This window comes from Streptomyces sp. NPDC006925 (assembly GCF_042869575.1).
Taxonomy (GTDB): domain Bacteria; phylum Actinomycetota; class Actinomycetes; order Streptomycetales; family Streptomycetaceae; genus Streptomyces.
In genome coordinates this window covers 439855-453936 of the sequence record NZ_JBIAGB010000003.1, presented here as the reverse complement: position 1 = coordinate 453936, position 14082 = coordinate 439855, and the positions used below count along the sequence as shown (strand labels likewise).

Here is a 14082-nt window from a genome sequence, read left to right as displayed (position 1 = left end):
CGTCGCGGGCGGACCGTTCCGCCGCCGGGCACGGCACGCTCTGACAGCGCGCTCCGCCGCCCCGCATGGCACGCCCGGCACCGCGAGCAGCGCCGTCCGCGGCACCGCGAGCCGCGCCGTCCGGCACAGCGCGGGTCCGCCGGTCCCGACCCGCAGCGTCCGCCCGGCACCGGGTCCGGGCGGAGCGCTCCTGCTACCGCACCGCCGCGCGGCGCGGTCCGGCGGCGCCCGCGGCTGCGTCCCGAGCGGCTTCCAGCCGTGCCTGGTGCTCCACCGCGGCGGCGAACGCGCTGCCTCCCTCGCCGGGGATCTGGTTGCGCATGCGCACCACCGAGACCCCGGCGGCGACCGCCGTCGCCAGGTCGGCGATCTCCAGCCACAGCGCCTGGGCGCGGTCCGCGACCGCCTCGGCCTGCCCGTGGGCGCCCCGGTAGTGCCAGCGTTCGGCGACGTCCCGGTACAGCAGCACTCCGCCGACGGCGTCCCCGGCCTGGCCGGTGATCCGCGCCCGCGCCTCCCGGACCAGCAGCGCGTCGGGGTGGGACAGTCCGAGCGCGTTCGCGGCGTGCTCGTCGAGCTCGGCGGCCAGGCTCTCGGCCTCGTCCGCGCGGCCCGCGGCCGCGTACGCGTCCAGGCGGTCGACAGCGTCGCAGAGGGCTTGGGGGGTGGTTGCTCCCGCCGCGACGGGCGCTTCGGAGGCGGGCTCCGGTGCCGGCTGCGCCTGACCGGGGTCCGGGCGGCGGGCGGCACGTCCTTGCGCGGTGCGCTTCTTTGACGCCCTGCCCTGCCGGGCGCCGACGGACAGCTCGCCTACCGCTCCGTCCGGTGAGATGACCAGGTGCCACACGGTGCCGTCCCGTTCGGTCGCCTGGGCCCGCACCGGCCGTCCGAGCCCCACGGCCGCTGCCGCCACCGCGTCCACGGCCGAGGCCCGGGTGGGGTGTTCGGCGGCGGGCAGGAGCGGACCGGAGACGGCCACGCGGCCGCTGTCCTGCACGACGAAGGCGTAGGCGGGCCAGCCCGGTACCTCGGCGGGTTCGTAGGTGGTGGGCATGAGATCCCTTCCTGGTGAGAATCCCCGGCGCTAGCGCACGGTGACGTCGGCGACCCGCCAGAACGCGTCGGCTGACTTCCGGACGAGGTGCACGTAGGCCACCACGGAGGCCGGCTCCCGCGTCCATCCGTCGCGTCCGTGCGGGGTGGTGGTGACGGTCAGCTGCCGCCAGGCCACGGTGTCGGTGTCCTCCGGCTTCGCCGCGTCCTCGGTCCGGTCCAAGGCGACCGTGGTGTAGGCGCGGTGGTCCGCCCACCGCTGCCACTGGGCGCCGGGCGCCGAACCGCCGCGACGGCCGCCGAGTTGCCGCGCGTACGAGCGGGTCAGCCAGCCGGCGTCCGCGGTGCGCCGGGCGGCGTCCCCGGGACCGTCGTCGACGGTGGTGTCGTGCGTCCACATCGCGGTGAGCGCGCCCTCGGCGACCTCGTCGGCATCCTTCCCGTCCACGTCCCCGGGCTTGGGGACGCCGCCCTTGGGGGTGCCCCGCGTCTTCTTCTCCGCCTCCGCCGAACCGCCGGGCGAGGGCGAGCGCGAGGCGTCGCCGTCCGCGGCGGACGAACCCGACGGCCCCGACGATTCGGACGCCGAGGGCGAGGCGCCCGCGCGCGGCTGCCGCGTGGCTCCCCCGGACGCGGCGGTGCCCTCGTCCTCGGAGCCGCATCCGGCCAGGGTGGCGGCGAGTGTGAGCGAGAGTACCGCCGCCGCGGTCCCGGCGCGCCGACCAAGTGCTGTCATCCGAACCTTCTCACCTTCTGGGGCCTGCTGGTGTAGTAGCTGTCACCGAGCCGGCTGATCTTCACCACGTCGCCCGTCTTCGGCGCGTGGATGAACTGCCCGTTTCCGACGTAGATGCCGATGTGGTCGAAGCTGCCGTGCAGGTCGAAGCCGATCACGTCGCCCGGCCGCAGCGCGTCGCCGTCCACGGGCTTGCCCACGGTGACCTGGGCCTGCGAGGTGCGGGGGAGGAGCGTCCGGCCGCCGCTGGCGTGGTAGACGGCCGCCTGGACCAGGCTGGAGCAGTCGAACCCCACCGTGTTCGCCCCCTGCGCGAAGCCCCGGCTCGGGCCCTCCGGCCCGCCGCCACCCCATGCGTACGGGGTGCCGAGCCACTTCTTGGCGTAGGCCACCACGCGGTCGCCGAACGGGCCGCCCTCCTCGTCCGCCATGTCGCCGGAGTAGCCGGTCATCGCCGTGATGATCCTGGTGACGTAGCTCTGCGTCTCCGGATACGGCGGCAGGCCGCCGAACTCCTGGACCGCACCCGGCCCCGCGTTGTAGGCGGCGAGGATCAGCCGGGTCGGGTCTGCGCCCTTGCCCAGCGGCGCCACCTTCTTCGCGAGCCAGCAGTCGTAGCGGGCCTGGGTCATGATGGCGTCGCCGGGGGTGAACGGATCGGCGGTTCCGTCCGGTTCGGAACTCCCGTCCCTGCCCGCCGCGTCCACCCCCCAGGTCTTCCAGGTGCCGGGCAGGAACTGGCTCAGCCCCTGCGCCCCGGCACGGCTCCTCGCAGTGGCGTCCCAACCCGACTCGGCGTCGATCTGCGCGGCGATCAACGGGGCGCTGACCTCGGCGCACTCGCGTCCGGCCCGCTCGACCCATTCCACGTACTCCGGCGGGACGCTCCGCGAGTCGAGCGTGGTCACCAGCCCGGCCGGAGCGCCGGCTTCCTCCTCCTCGGCCGCCGCCACGACGGACAGTCCGACCAGCATGGCGAGCAGGCCGGCTGCGACACCCCCAGCCACCCTCAACGCGGTTGCGGGCATCCGCACCCCCTCTTGAACCAGTTCCGGCGAAAGTCCGTATGAGGGTCCGCAGTCCGAAATCCAGCACGTGGAACCACGTGACCACCCATGAGTTCGAGCGCGGCGTCGAGCACGCCGCCGAAGGGAGAGGCCATGGCCGGGGAAGTGCCGGTTTCCAACCCCTGGCTCTCTCCGACTCCGGCCCACCCTTCGGGGGGCAACAACGGGGAGCCGCGGCGATCGGTTCAGGACGGTCCGACGCCGGTCACGGGTCCGACCGCTCCCCAGGGCGGGGTGCCGTGGCCGGACCGGCTGCTGCCCGTGGCCCCGACACGGCAGGACACCGGGCACGGCTGGTGGTGGCTGGGCGTCCACGGTGGCGCCGGGGTCAGCACTCTGGAGCAGGCGGTGCCCGGCGGCCGGGACGCGGGCCGCGCCTGGCCCTCGGCGGGGGCGCCGCAACCGGTCGTCCTCGTGGCGCGCTCCGACGCGGGGGGACTGAAGGCCGTGCAGAGCGCCGCCCAGCAGTGGGCCTCGCAACTCGTCACCGGTGTCGAACTGCTGGGCCTTGTCGTCGTCGCCGACGCCCCAGGACGCCGCCCCAAGGCCCTGCGCGACCTGCTGTACCTCGTCTCCGGTGCCGTGCCCCGGCTGTGGGAGATCCCGTGGGTGGAGCAGTGGCGGCTCGGGGAGTCGCCCCTGACCCATCTCCCCAAGGAATGCGCGCCCTTGGCACGCGATCTGACCCGACTCACCCGACCCGCCTGAAGGGGAACCCCGCATGTCCACTCTGCTGGCGGCTGCCTCGGCCGCCTCCCAGGATCTCGCCCAGCTCGCCGCCGGGTCGGTGCCCTCCGGCCCTCCGGACGTCGGCGGCGGCGCGGCGCCGCCCGGTGCCGACGGACTGCTGACGGTCCTCAAGTGGGTGGCATGGACCGTCACGGCGCTCTGCGTCGCAGGGATCTTCGGAGTCGCGGCCCGGATGGCCCTGGACCACTCCCGGGGCGGAGGACGCGAGCACGCCAAGGGGCTGGGCTACGTGCTGGGCGCCTGCCTGCTCGTGGGCTCCGCCTCCGGCATCGTCGGCGCCCTCGTCTGACGGACCGCAACGGACAGCGCAGCGATGCGGATCACAGGGATGGGAAGGGACATGGCAGAGCCCGGCAACCGCGCGGGAAGCGACGATTCGCGCAGCCCCTGGCTGCGGAACGGCTTCGTCCTCGCGGTCGCGTTCATCGGCTTCGTCGCCGTCATCGGAGGGGCGGTCCTCGTCTCCTCCGACACACCGGAAGGCGGCTCCGGTGCGGCCTCACCTGCACCGGCTGCGGACGCCCGCACCGGGCAGCCACCGCCGTCCGCCGCGGCGGACCGCGGTGACTGCCCCGGAGAGGACGACACGGGCAGGAAGGTCCCCACCGCCCCGCCCGAGGGCGTGGAATGGAAGCTGTTCCACGCCGTCGCCCTCCCCTCGTCGAAGACCGCGGGCCCGGCCGTGGTCGAGAAGGACGTGGCGCGCTGCTACGCGCACACCCCGCTCGGCGCGCTGCTGGCGACCAGTCAGATCAGTGTCCGCTATCTGGCCGCCGACAACTGGCAGGGGGTCACCCGCGCGCAGACCGTCGGCGCGGGCCGGGACCCCTACCTGAAGGCCCGCGCCGCCTCGGAGCGCACGGCGGACCCGCGGGCCCAGGAGGGCGCGGCCCAGGGGCAGATCGCCGGGTTCGACTTCGTCAGCTACACCGGAAGCACCGCCGTGATCCGCACCGTGTGGCGGTTCCAGGACGGCCGGATGCAGGCCGCCAGCACCACCGTGCTGTGGCGGGACGGCGACTGGAAGCTGGAGTACCCGGCCGATCCGCCGGCGCCCGCCCCGGTCGACTCCCTGGCCGGATACGTCGAATGGGGTGGTGTGTGATGGCGGGCTGCGACTTCGGCTGGGTACGCCCCACGGTCGGCGGCTACTGCGTGGGCGAAGGGGAGGGCACGGGCCCGAAGGATCTCGGGGACAGCGCGTTCGACAACATCGCCGACAGCGCCGCCCAGGCGGCCGCGGACACCGTCAAGGCGCTCGGCAGCGCGTGGACGGACATCGACAGCCCCCTGCTGAGCTACGACAGCGGACCCGCGGCGTTCCTGCGCGGCTCCACCCTGTGGTTCACCTCCTTCACCGCCGTGCTGTGCCTGGTCGTCGCAGCCGGGCACATCGCCTGGCAGCGCCGCGGCGAGCCCGGAAAGCAGGCCGTGCGAGGGCTGCTCAACCTGATCGTCGTCTCCTCGGCCGGGGTGGCGGCGGTCAACCTGCTGACCGTGGCCGGGGACAAGTTCAGCGTCTGGATCATCGACAGATCGACCGGTTGTGAGCAGATCAGCGCCGCCGGCGAGCCGGTCGAGCAGTGCGTGGACGAGTTCGACGACCGCGTCTCGGCCATGCTCGCGCTGGGCGGCACGGACTCCTCCTTCCTCGTGCTGATCATGTCCCTGCTGGTCATCGGGGCCGGTCTGGTGCAGATAGCCCTCATGATCGCCCGGGTGGCGCTGCTGGTGATCCTCACCGGCACGCTCCCGCTGTCCGCCGCGGCCAGCTCCACCCCCTCCGGACGGGCCTGGTTCCGCAAGTCCGTCGGCTGGCTGCTGGCGTTCGTGCTCTACAAACCCACCGCGGCGGTCGTGTACGCGGCCGCGTTCTCCATGGCCGGCAACGCGCCGAAGGGGGAGGGCAACGAGATCATCTCCATGGTCTCGGGTGTCGTCCTGCTGGTGCTGGCCTGCTGCACCCTCCCCGCGCTGCTCCGCCTCGCCGCCCCCGCGGTGCAGGCGACGACCGCGGGCCTCGGCGGCGGCTCGTCCTCCGGCTCCGGCGGCAGCCGGGTCGTGGCCAGCGGCGCGCAGGCCGTGCCGCAGTTGCGCGGACCGGCCGCCGGACGATCGGTCTCCGGCGCGACCGCGGCCCGGGAGCGCGGGGACGCCACCGGCGCCCGCAGCAGTCCGGGGCACGCCGCGACCAGCCGCAGGCCCGCGCAGGGTGCGGGCGGACCGCAGGCGACGCCTGGATCCGAACACTCCGCCGCCGACCAGCGAACGGGCCGGTCCCGTCCGGCGGCCCTGCTCGACCGCCCCGGAGAGACGGAGCAGACCGCACCGGACGATCCCGCCGACCGGGCCGGCCCCACGGCCGTCAAGGAGACGCTCTCCTCCGCGCTCTCGACGGCCACCCACCGACACCGCGACGACCAGCAGGGGGAACCCCATGGCAGTGACTGAAGGATCCGGCCCGCGCACCTACGGCAACTTCCGCAAGCCGCGCGCCTCCGGACTGCGGGGCCTGTCGCTGGGGGCGACCATGCTGCTGTTCGGCGGCCTGATCGCCGTCGTCCTCAGCACACTGGTCTCCGTGTGGATCGCGCTGGGACTGGCCGTCGTGCTGGCATTGGCCATGGCACCGCTGGCGGTGCGTGACAGGCACGGCCGCACCCTGATGCAGCGCGGCGCGGTGCGGCTCGCCTGGTGGCGCAACACCTCCTCCGGCGGCAACCTCTACCGGTCCGGTCCGCTGGGCCGGGCGGGGGGCGGCAGCTGCCGGCTGCCGGGACTGGCCGCGCAGTCCTCCCTGAGCGAGGCGCAGGACGGCTACGGCCGCCCGTTCGCCGTCATCACCGTGCCCGCGACCAACCATCACACGGTGGTCGTCTCCTGCGACGCGGACGGCGCGGCGCTCGTCGACGAGCGGCAGGTCGACATCTGGGTGGCCCACTGGGGCCAGTGGCTCTCGGCGCTCGGCACCGAACCGGGGCTCGTGGCCGCCAGCGTCACCGTGGAGACCGCGCCCGACCCCGGCGTCCGGCTCCAGCAGGAGATCGGGGCCAACGCCGTCGACGACGCGCCGGACCTGGCCCGCGAGATGCTGCGCGATGTGGTCGCCGCCTACCCCAGCGGTTCGGCGCAGATCAGCACCCGGATCGCGCTGACTTACTCGGGTGCGGCCCGGGCCGGTGCGCCGCGCCGCAACGTCGAGGAGATGGCGGTGCACATCGGGACCCGGCTCCCGGGACTGACCGCCGGCCTGTCCATGACCGGTGCGGGCACGGCCGTCCCGATGACGGCGACCGAACTCGCCGAAGCCGTGCGGGTCGCCTACGACCCGACCGTCGCGCAGCTGGTCGAGGAGGCGCGCGCCGCCGGAGGCACCGGACTCACCTGGGACCAGGCGGGTCCGACTGCCGCGCAGGAGGAGTGGGACCACTACCGGCACGACGGGGTGCACAGCATCACCTGGGCCATGACCGAGGCCCCGCAGGGCGAGGTGTTCTCCAACGTGCTGACCGGGCTGGTGCAGCCCAGCCGCGACATCGCCCGCAAGCGGGTCACGCTGCTCTACCGTCCGCACAGCCGCGCCGAGGGCGCCCGCGTCGTCCAACAGGACTACAAGAACGCGCTGTTCACCGCGCAGCAGCAGCCGATCGGCCGCGCGAGCGACGACGCGGAGGTGGTGGCGGCCCGGAAGGCGGCCGAGGAGCAGGCCCAGGGGCACGGAGTGATCCAGTTCGGCCTGCTCATCACCGCGACCGTCGACTCCGCCGAGGACCTGCCCCTGGCCACCGCGGCGGTGGACAATCTGGCGCCGGCCGCCCGCATCGCGGTCCGACCTGCCTACGGCTCGCAGGCCGCGGCCTTCGCCGCCGCGCTGCCCCTGGGCCTGGTGCTGCCGCTGCACACCGCGCTGCCGCAGACCGTACGGGACGCGATGTAACGCAGATCGCCGGACCGCCGTGGGGTGCCCGGGGATCCTGCGGACCCGGCACCGGGCCGCGCTCTCGCCCGCCCCGGGCCGCCGGTGCAGCCGGCCGGAGCGTCGCGGCACGGGGGCCCGTCAGGGTGCGGTCGACTGCGCGCTCAGCCACCACGTACCCGCAGATCGGGGATCGGGCGAGGGACGCCCCGGACGCGGCCACACAGCACAGGAGGATTTGATGGCACACAGGGCCGAGAAGACGCGGGCACGCAGTGCCGATCCGAGCTTGCCGCGGGCCACCGCGCGGGGCTGGCCCGGCCGGGGCGGCGGCATGGTCGGATACGTCGATCCCGCACCCGAATGGCGCGGCACCTCCGTCCAGGTGTGCGGCCTGTGGCCGTTCGGCGCCGGAGCGGGGACCCCGATGGTGGGGGTGCCGCTCGGCCGCGACCTGGACTCGGGGGCCACGGTCTGCTGCGACCCGGTGAGCTGGTTCATGCGCACGGGCCTGCTGGCCAACCCGTCGATGTTCGTCCTGGGCCGCCCCGGGCTCGGCAAGTCCACCGTGGTGCGGCGGATGGCGCTCGGCCTGTCCGGCTACGGCGTCCACCCGCTCATCTTCGGCGACCTCAAGCCCGACTACGTCGACCTCATCCGGGCGATCGGCGGGCAGGTCATCAGCCTGGGCCGGGGCCGCGGGCACCTCAACGTCCTCGACCCGGGGGAGTCCACGGCGGCGGCCGCCCGGCTCACCGGGGACGCGCGCCGGCAACTGCTGGCCGCCACCCACAGCCGCCGGCTGCACATGGTGTCCGCGCTGGTGACCATCCTGCGCTCGGAGCCGCCGAGCGACCGTGAGGAGACCGTGCTGGCCGCGGCACTGGACGTGCTCGACGATCGGCACGGCCCCGGCCGTACCCCGGTCCTCGCCGATCTGGTGCAGGTCATCAAGGAGGCGCCGGAGTCGGTGCGCGCCGTCGCGCTCGACCGTGGGGACATCACCCGCTACCGGGACATCACCGAGAACCTGGAGGCGTCGCTGACCGCGCTGCTGGGAGACGGCCTGCTGGGCGACTCGTTCGCCCGTCCGACCACCGAGCCGATGAAGCTCGACCGGCCGGTGTGCTTCGACGTCAGCAACATCGACGACAGCGAGACCCTGCTCCAGGCCGCCGCGCTGCTGTCCTGCTGGTCCTACGGGTTCGGCGCGGTCTCCACGGCGCATGCGCTTGCGGACGCCGGACTGGAGCCGCAGCGCAACCACTTCCTGGTGATGGACGAGCTGTGGCGGGTGCTGCAGGCGGGCCGGGGACTGGTCGACCGGGTCAACGCCCTCACCCGCCTGGACCGGCAGCGCGGCGTGGGCCTCGCCATGGTCACCCACACCATCGGCGACCTGCTCGCGCTGCCCACCGAGGAGGACCGCATCAAGGCGAAGGGCTTCGTCGAGCGCGCGGGGATGGTCGTCTGCGCCGGTCTGCCCCCGGCCGAGATGCCGCAGCTGGCGCAGGTGGTGGAGCTCACCGAGGTGGAGAAGCGGCTGCTGGTCGACTGGTCCACGCCGCCGGCCTGGGACAGCTCCCGCAGCCGCCAGGCCGACCCGCCCGGACTCGGCAACTTCCTCGTCAAGGTCGGCAGCCGCCCCGGCATTCCCGTTCACGTGGACCTGACCGCCGGGGAACTGGATGTCAACAACACCAACAAGCGCTGGAACAAGACGGCCTGAGACGTGCGCCGGACCGCGGGGGAGGCGTCCGCCCCCGCGGGTGAACCGTTCCGGCCGCCGATCCGTGAACAGAGGCGGAGGCCGGGCCCCCACCCGGGTCTCCGCCCGAGTCGGGCCCGGGGCGCGTTCCCCGTTCGGCGCCCCGGGCCCGGTCCGGCGACGGGACGGGCAGGGACGACGGCTGCCGGTGCGTGGTTGAACCGGTCCGTCCAGGAGTCCGTGTTCATCCGGGAGTTCGTTCGTCGCAAGCCGAGTCGTCAGGAAGTGGTGCAACATGAGCGAGGACGGAGAAGCGCAGCCGCCGGGCGTGCCGCCGGGGCAGTCCGAGCCCGCCCCCTTCGACGTCGTCATCACCGGAGAGGGTGCCGCGTCGATCGACGGCGAGCCGGTCCCGGTGCTCGGGGACCAGCCGCTGGACACCGCGATCCTGGACACCCTGCACGGGTACGCGCAGCTGCGGGACGACCCGGTCACGGCGGCCATCTCCAACCCGGCGACGGGCTACGCGGTGCGCGTCGAGGTCGGCCCCGACGGCTCCAGCCGACTCGCGGGGCAGGACTCCGCGGACGGCGGTGCCCCCGACGCCGCGGAAGCCGACGCCGCGGCCCCGGCCGGACCGGTGGCTGCCGAGGCGGCGGTCCCGGCCGGACCGATGCCGATGTCCCCGGCCGGCCCCCCGGCGGGGGAGGGACCGGCCGCCCCGCAGCCTGCTGCCGCGCCCGTCGGGCAGCCGCAACCGGCCGCGGTCCGGTCGCGTACCGCGATGCCCTCGATCCCGCGGCCCTCGATCCCGCGCCCGTCCATGCCGTCCATCCGGCGCCCGTCCCTGCCGGGGCGTTCGCCCGGCTCCGGAAAGGCCGCGGGCGGCGCGACGCGCGGTTCGGACGTGGAGTTCGTACCCAGCAGCCTGCTCAAGAAGCCCTGGGTGGTCGGGGGCGTGGCCGTAGCGGTGGCGGCGCTGGTCACCACGCCGCTGGCGCTGGCCGGGGCCAGCAGCGGGGGCAGCGGCGACAGGGCGGACGGGAAGATCCGGGTCGAGGATCCGAAAGAGGAGCCGGACCGCGGCCCGGGCGGGTCGGTGCACCCCTCCCGCCCGCCCTATCCCAGCGGCTCCCCGTCCGGGTCCCCCTCGCCCGAGGACAAGGACGAGGACAAGAAGGACAAGCCGAAGTCGGCGGACTCGAAGCCCGAGAAGCCCGACGACGAGGACGCCGAGAACGCCGGGGACTCCGAGAAGGACTCCGACTCGTCGGACGGGAAGTCCTCCGGCGGCAAGGACGACCACGTCAGGAAGGCGCCGAACCGCAGCCGCATCCCGCACGGGGTGACCATGGTCGTGAACCGGAAGACCGGCGGCTGCCTGGATGTGCCCGGCACCGGCAAGGGCAAGCCGGACGGCCGGGTCCAGCAGGGCGACTGCGACACCACCGCCGGCGCCCGCGGCGGCAACCAGCGGTGGAAGCTGGACCTGAAGGTGAAGGACGGCGGGCCCGGCAAGGCGGACCTCTATCTGATCCGCAACGTCAAGGACAACCTGTGCCTGGACCTGGCGGGTTTCGGGCCCAAGGCCGCCAGGTCCCCGGTGACCGAATACCACTGCCGTCCCAAGAACGACAACCAGCTCTGGTGGCTCGACAAGCGCTCCAACGGCACGTACTGGATCCGCAATCACGAGAGCGGCAACCAGTGCCTCGATGTGGCGGGCGCCGGGGAGAAGACGAACGCCCAGCTGCTGATCTTCGGCTGTGACGACGCCGACGACCACCAGTGGCGCTTCAAGAAGCCGTGAGGCCCGGGCCCGCACGGGGACGGCAGCGGTCGCCGGCGCTGTCCGGGCCTCGCTCCGCTGCGCGTGCGGCCGGCCGTGGGGCGGGAGAACCCGGCCCCGGGGCCGACCGGCACCCGGCGGCCACCGGAGGCTCAGCCCCGCGGTGTGCTGCCGGGCTCGCCGTCCAGCGCGCCGAGCTTCTCGCGGATGCCCGCGGCGTCCCGGTGGTTGAACTCCTCCAGCAGTGCCAGGGCGCGGCTCCAGTGCGTGCGTGCGGCATCCGGCGCACCGGTGGCCAGGTGGACGTCGCCGAGGTGATCGATGGTCTGTGCCTCACCCCACCGGTTGCCGACCGTTCGGTGCTTGGTGAGCGCGTGCTGGTAGTGCTCGATGGCCGCCTCGTGGTGCTGGAGGCGGTGGTGGACCGTGCCCAGGAAGTCCAGCGAGATGCCCTCCACCCAGGTGTTGTCGGTGGCGCGTTGGACCTCCAGTGCCTGCTCCAGGTAGCTGCGCGCCTCGTCGAGCCGGTCGAGCCGCAGATGGGCCTCGCCCAGGTTGTTCAGGCAGATGCCCTCGCCCCAGCCGTGCCCCAGCGTCTGGTAGGTCTCCAGCGCCTTGCGCAGGTGGACCAGGGCCTCCTCGATCCGGCCGGCCCGCAGGCAGACGTCGCCGAGGTTGCCGGTGATCCGCGAGGCGCCGCTCTCGTCGCCGAGCAACTGCCAGGCGGCCAGCGCCTGATGGTAGTGGTCGATGGCCTCGTCCAGCCTGCCCGCGTTGGTCAGCGCGTTGGCCACCCCGGTGAGCGCTTCGGCCGCGCCCTTCCGGTCGCCGTCCCGGCGCGCCGCCGACAGGCTCACCCTGTTGCAGGAGAGCCAGTCGTTGGTGTGGCTGCGCAGATAGAAGAAGCCCCACAGGACGGCCGTCACCCGCCAGGCGATGCCGGAGCGGCCGCCGGTGGCGGCCTGGTTGATCGCCGCGATCAGGTTGGAACGTTCGGCCGAGCACCATTTCAGCGCCTGGTCGTAGGTGGTGAACCGGGGGGTGACACAGCCTTCGGGCAGCGGCACCAGCGGAACCCGCGGCCGGTTCGGCGTGATGAACCGGGAGGCCGCGGCGGAGGCGTGCAGATACCAGGTGAGGATCCGCTCGATCGCCTGCTGTCGCTCCGGCGCCGCCTCCTCGCAGTCGGCCTGCTCGTGGGCGTAGATCCGCAGCAGGTCGTGGAAGGCGTAGCGGCCGGGGAAGTGCTCGGTCAGCAGATGGGCGTGCGTGAGTTCGGTGAGCAGCCCGCGGGTCTCGCGCAGGTCGAGGCCCGCCAGGGCGGCGGTGGCGGGTGCGGAGATGTCCGGGCCGGGCGCGGCGGCCAGCAACTGGAACAGCCGGGCGGCCGGGGCCGACAGCGCGTGGTACGACCACGAGAACACCGCGCGCACGTCGGTGCTGAGGTCCCCGCCGGCGAACGCGTCGAGGCTGCCGTGGTTGTCCCGCAGCTCCTCGGCGACCGCGTACAGCGGAAAACTGGGGTGGGTGGCGGCGCGCGCGGCGACGATGGCCAGCGCCAGGGGGAGCCGCCCGCAGCAGGCGATGATCTCGTCAGCGGCCTCCGGCTCGGCGGCCATCCGGGCCGTACCGATCCGCCGGGCCAGGAAGTCGCGGGCGTCGGCGAGCGGCAGGGGATCCAGGGTCAGCGGATGGGCCCCGTCGTTGGCGATCAGACCGGTGAGCTGGTTCCGGCTGGTGATGACGGCCAGACAGCCGGGACCCGTGGGAAGCAGGGGCCGCACTTGTTCGGTGTCCCGGGCGTTGTCCAGCAGCAGCAGGACCCGCCGGTCGGCGAGCAGACTGCGGAACAGCGCCGTGCGCCCGTCGGGGCGGTCGGGTATCTGCCCCGGAGGCACGCCCAGTGCGTCGAGGAACCCGTGGGTGGCCTCGTCCGGATGCATCGTCGAGCCGGTCGCGTCGAAGCCCCGCAGGTTGACGTAGAGCTGGCCGTCGGGGAACCGGTGGGCGATCTCGTGCGCCCAGTGCACCGCCAGGGTGGTCTTCCCCACTCCCGCCATGCCGCCGATCGCGCTGATCACCACCGCGTTCGGATGCCCGCCGTCGGCGGGCAGCAGACTGTGGGTCTGGGCCAGTTCGCTCTCCCGGCCGGTGAAGACCGGCAGGTCGGCGGGGAGTTGCGCCGGCCGTGCCGCGGCCGTCGGCTGCGGGGAGTCCGCCGCCGCCGTGCCGCCGGAGGGCTGCGCCGGTGCCGGCGCACGCAACGACGGATCGGCCGACAGCATCCGGGTGTGCAGATCCACCAGGGCGGCGCCCGGCTCGACCCCCAGCTCCGAGATCAGCGTCCCGCGGATCTCGCCGTAGGCCGCGAGCGCCTCGGCCTGCCGCCCGGACCGGTACAGCGCCAGCATGAGCAGCTCGTAGAGCCGTTCGCGCAGCGGGTTCCCCGCCGTCAGCGCCGTCAGCCTGGCGGCCACTTCCTCATGGCGCCCCAGTTCCAGACCGAGGTCCAGATGTGTCTCGCAGGTGCTCAACCACTGCTCGTCGAGCCGGTAGCGCTCGGCCGCGGCCAGCGGGCCGGGGACGCCGGCCAGCGGCCTGCCGTCCCACAGCTCCAGTGCCGCCTGCAGCAACTCGTCGGCGGCGCGCAGGGAACCGCCGGTGCGCAGCTTCTTCGCCTCGGCCACGCGCCGCTCGAACACGTCGAGATCGAAGCCGTCCTGGGCCACGCGGACGAGATAGCCGTCCGCGGAGGAGACGATCACCCGCGGCGGCTGCCCGGACTTCCGACCCGGCTCCAGCACTTTGCGCAGTCGCGACACGTAGGTACGCAGCACGGTGACCGCACCCGACGGCGGATCCTCACCCCAGATGGCGTCGACGAGTTCGCCCACCGTCGCCGGCCGTCCGCGGCGCAGCAGCAGCGCGACGAACACGGCACGTTGCTGCGGTGACCCGAGGGCCACCTCCTGCTCCCCGCGCCAGGCTCGGACCGGTCCTAAAACAGCGACGCGCAGGGAGTTCGTATGGCTCACGTTCACGAGTTCGACTCTACCGAGGCCC

At 73.9% G+C, this 14082-nt stretch carries 11 protein-coding genes; 7 read left to right on the top strand and 4 right to left on the bottom strand.

Annotated elements, in window-relative coordinates; genetic code table 11:
* Positions 1-193: 193 nt before the first annotated feature.
* Genes ACFYNS_RS07070 through ACFYNS_RS07060 form a run of 3 tightly spaced genes read right to left on the bottom strand, consistent with a single transcriptional unit; the run spans position 194 to position 2817 of the window.
* Positions 194-1054, bottom strand: coding sequence for a hypothetical protein (locus ACFYNS_RS07070; RefSeq protein WP_388601328.1), 861 nt, complete (start codon positions 1052-1054; stop codon positions 194-196).
* A gap of 30 nt (positions 1055-1084) precedes the next feature.
* A complete protein-coding gene (locus ACFYNS_RS07065) occupies positions 1085-1789 on the bottom strand; it encodes a hypothetical protein (protein ID WP_388601326.1) in 705 nt (234 codons plus the stop codon).
* Positions 1786-2817, bottom strand: coding sequence for an NlpC/P60 family protein (locus ACFYNS_RS07060; RefSeq protein WP_360301918.1), 1032 nt, complete (start codon positions 2815-2817; stop codon positions 1786-1788). Before ACFYNS_RS07060 ends, ACFYNS_RS07065 begins: the two co-directional genes overlap by 4 nt.
* Positions 2818-3117: 300 nt before the next feature.
* On the opposite strand from ACFYNS_RS07060, the gene ACFYNS_RS07055 reads away from it, so the two are divergent.
* The 7 genes from ACFYNS_RS07055 (at position 3118) to ACFYNS_RS07025 (ending at position 11040) form a co-directional block, all read left to right on the top strand.
* A complete protein-coding gene (locus tag ACFYNS_RS07055) occupies positions 3118-3564 on the top strand; it encodes a DUF6668 family protein (protein ID WP_360301915.1) in 447 nt (148 codons plus the stop codon).
* A 13-nt stretch (positions 3565-3577) separates the two neighbouring features.
* Entirely contained in the window at positions 3578-3895 is a 318-nt protein-coding gene (locus tag ACFYNS_RS07050) for a hypothetical protein (RefSeq protein ID WP_075000170.1), read from the top strand.
* Positions 3896-3946: 51 nt separating this feature from the next.
* Entirely contained in the window at positions 3947-4711 is a 765-nt protein-coding gene (locus ACFYNS_RS07045) for a hypothetical protein (RefSeq protein ID WP_360301912.1), read from the top strand.
* Complete coding sequence (locus ACFYNS_RS07040; RefSeq protein ID WP_388601322.1) at positions 4711-6057, top strand: hypothetical protein; 1347 nt, start codon at positions 4711-4713, stop codon at positions 6055-6057. The genes ACFYNS_RS07045 and ACFYNS_RS07040 overlap by 1 nt, the downstream gene beginning before the upstream one ends.
* Positions 6044-7543 (top strand): SCO6880 family protein, encoded by a 1500-nt coding sequence (locus ACFYNS_RS07035; RefSeq protein WP_360301906.1) that lies wholly within the window; start codon positions 6044-6046, stop codon positions 7541-7543. The genes ACFYNS_RS07040 and ACFYNS_RS07035 overlap by 14 nt, the downstream gene beginning before the upstream one ends.
* Positions 7544-7763: 220 nt before the next feature.
* Positions 7764-9251, top strand: coding sequence for an ATP/GTP-binding protein (locus tag ACFYNS_RS07030; RefSeq protein ID WP_388601319.1), 1488 nt, complete (start codon positions 7764-7766; stop codon positions 9249-9251).
* A gap of 274 nt (positions 9252-9525) precedes the next feature.
* Positions 9526-11040: an RICIN domain-containing protein gene (locus ACFYNS_RS07025; protein ID WP_388601316.1), complete on the top strand. Its 1515-nt coding sequence runs from the start codon at positions 9526-9528 to the stop codon at positions 11038-11040.
* A 131-nt stretch (positions 11041-11171) separates the two neighbouring features.
* On the opposite strand, the gene ACFYNS_RS07020 is transcribed toward ACFYNS_RS07025, so the two are convergent.
* On the bottom strand, positions 11172-14060 hold the full coding sequence (locus ACFYNS_RS07020; RefSeq protein ID WP_388601313.1) for a BTAD domain-containing putative transcriptional regulator: 2889 nt from the start codon (positions 14058-14060) through the stop codon (positions 11172-11174).
* Positions 14061-14082: the final 22 nt, after the last annotated feature.

Coding starts and splice junctions, on each gene's coding strand:
- ACFYNS_RS07070 (WP_388601328.1), bottom strand. CDS start 1,054: ATGCCCACCACCTACGAACCCGCCGAGGTACCGGGCTGGCCCGCCTAC.
- ACFYNS_RS07065 (WP_388601326.1), bottom strand. CDS start 1,789: ATGACAGCACTTGGTCGGCGCGCCGGGACCGCGGCGGCGGTACTCTCG.
- ACFYNS_RS07060 (WP_360301918.1), bottom strand. CDS start 2,817: ATGCCCGCAACCGCGTTGAGGGTGGCTGGGGGTGTCGCAGCCGGCCTG.
- ACFYNS_RS07050 (WP_075000170.1), top strand. CDS start 3,578: ATGTCCACTCTGCTGGCGGCTGCCTCGGCCGCCTCCCAGGATCTCGCC.
- ACFYNS_RS07045 (WP_360301912.1), top strand. CDS start 3,947: ATGGCAGAGCCCGGCAACCGCGCGGGAAGCGACGATTCGCGCAGCCCC.
- ACFYNS_RS07040 (WP_388601322.1), top strand. CDS start 4,711: ATGGCGGGCTGCGACTTCGGCTGGGTACGCCCCACGGTCGGCGGCTAC.
- ACFYNS_RS07035 (WP_360301906.1), top strand. CDS start 6,044: ATGGCAGTGACTGAAGGATCCGGCCCGCGCACCTACGGCAACTTCCGC.
- ACFYNS_RS07030 (WP_388601319.1), top strand. CDS start 7,764: ATGGCACACAGGGCCGAGAAGACGCGGGCACGCAGTGCCGATCCGAGC.
- ACFYNS_RS07025 (WP_388601316.1), top strand. CDS start 9,526: ATGAGCGAGGACGGAGAAGCGCAGCCGCCGGGCGTGCCGCCGGGGCAG.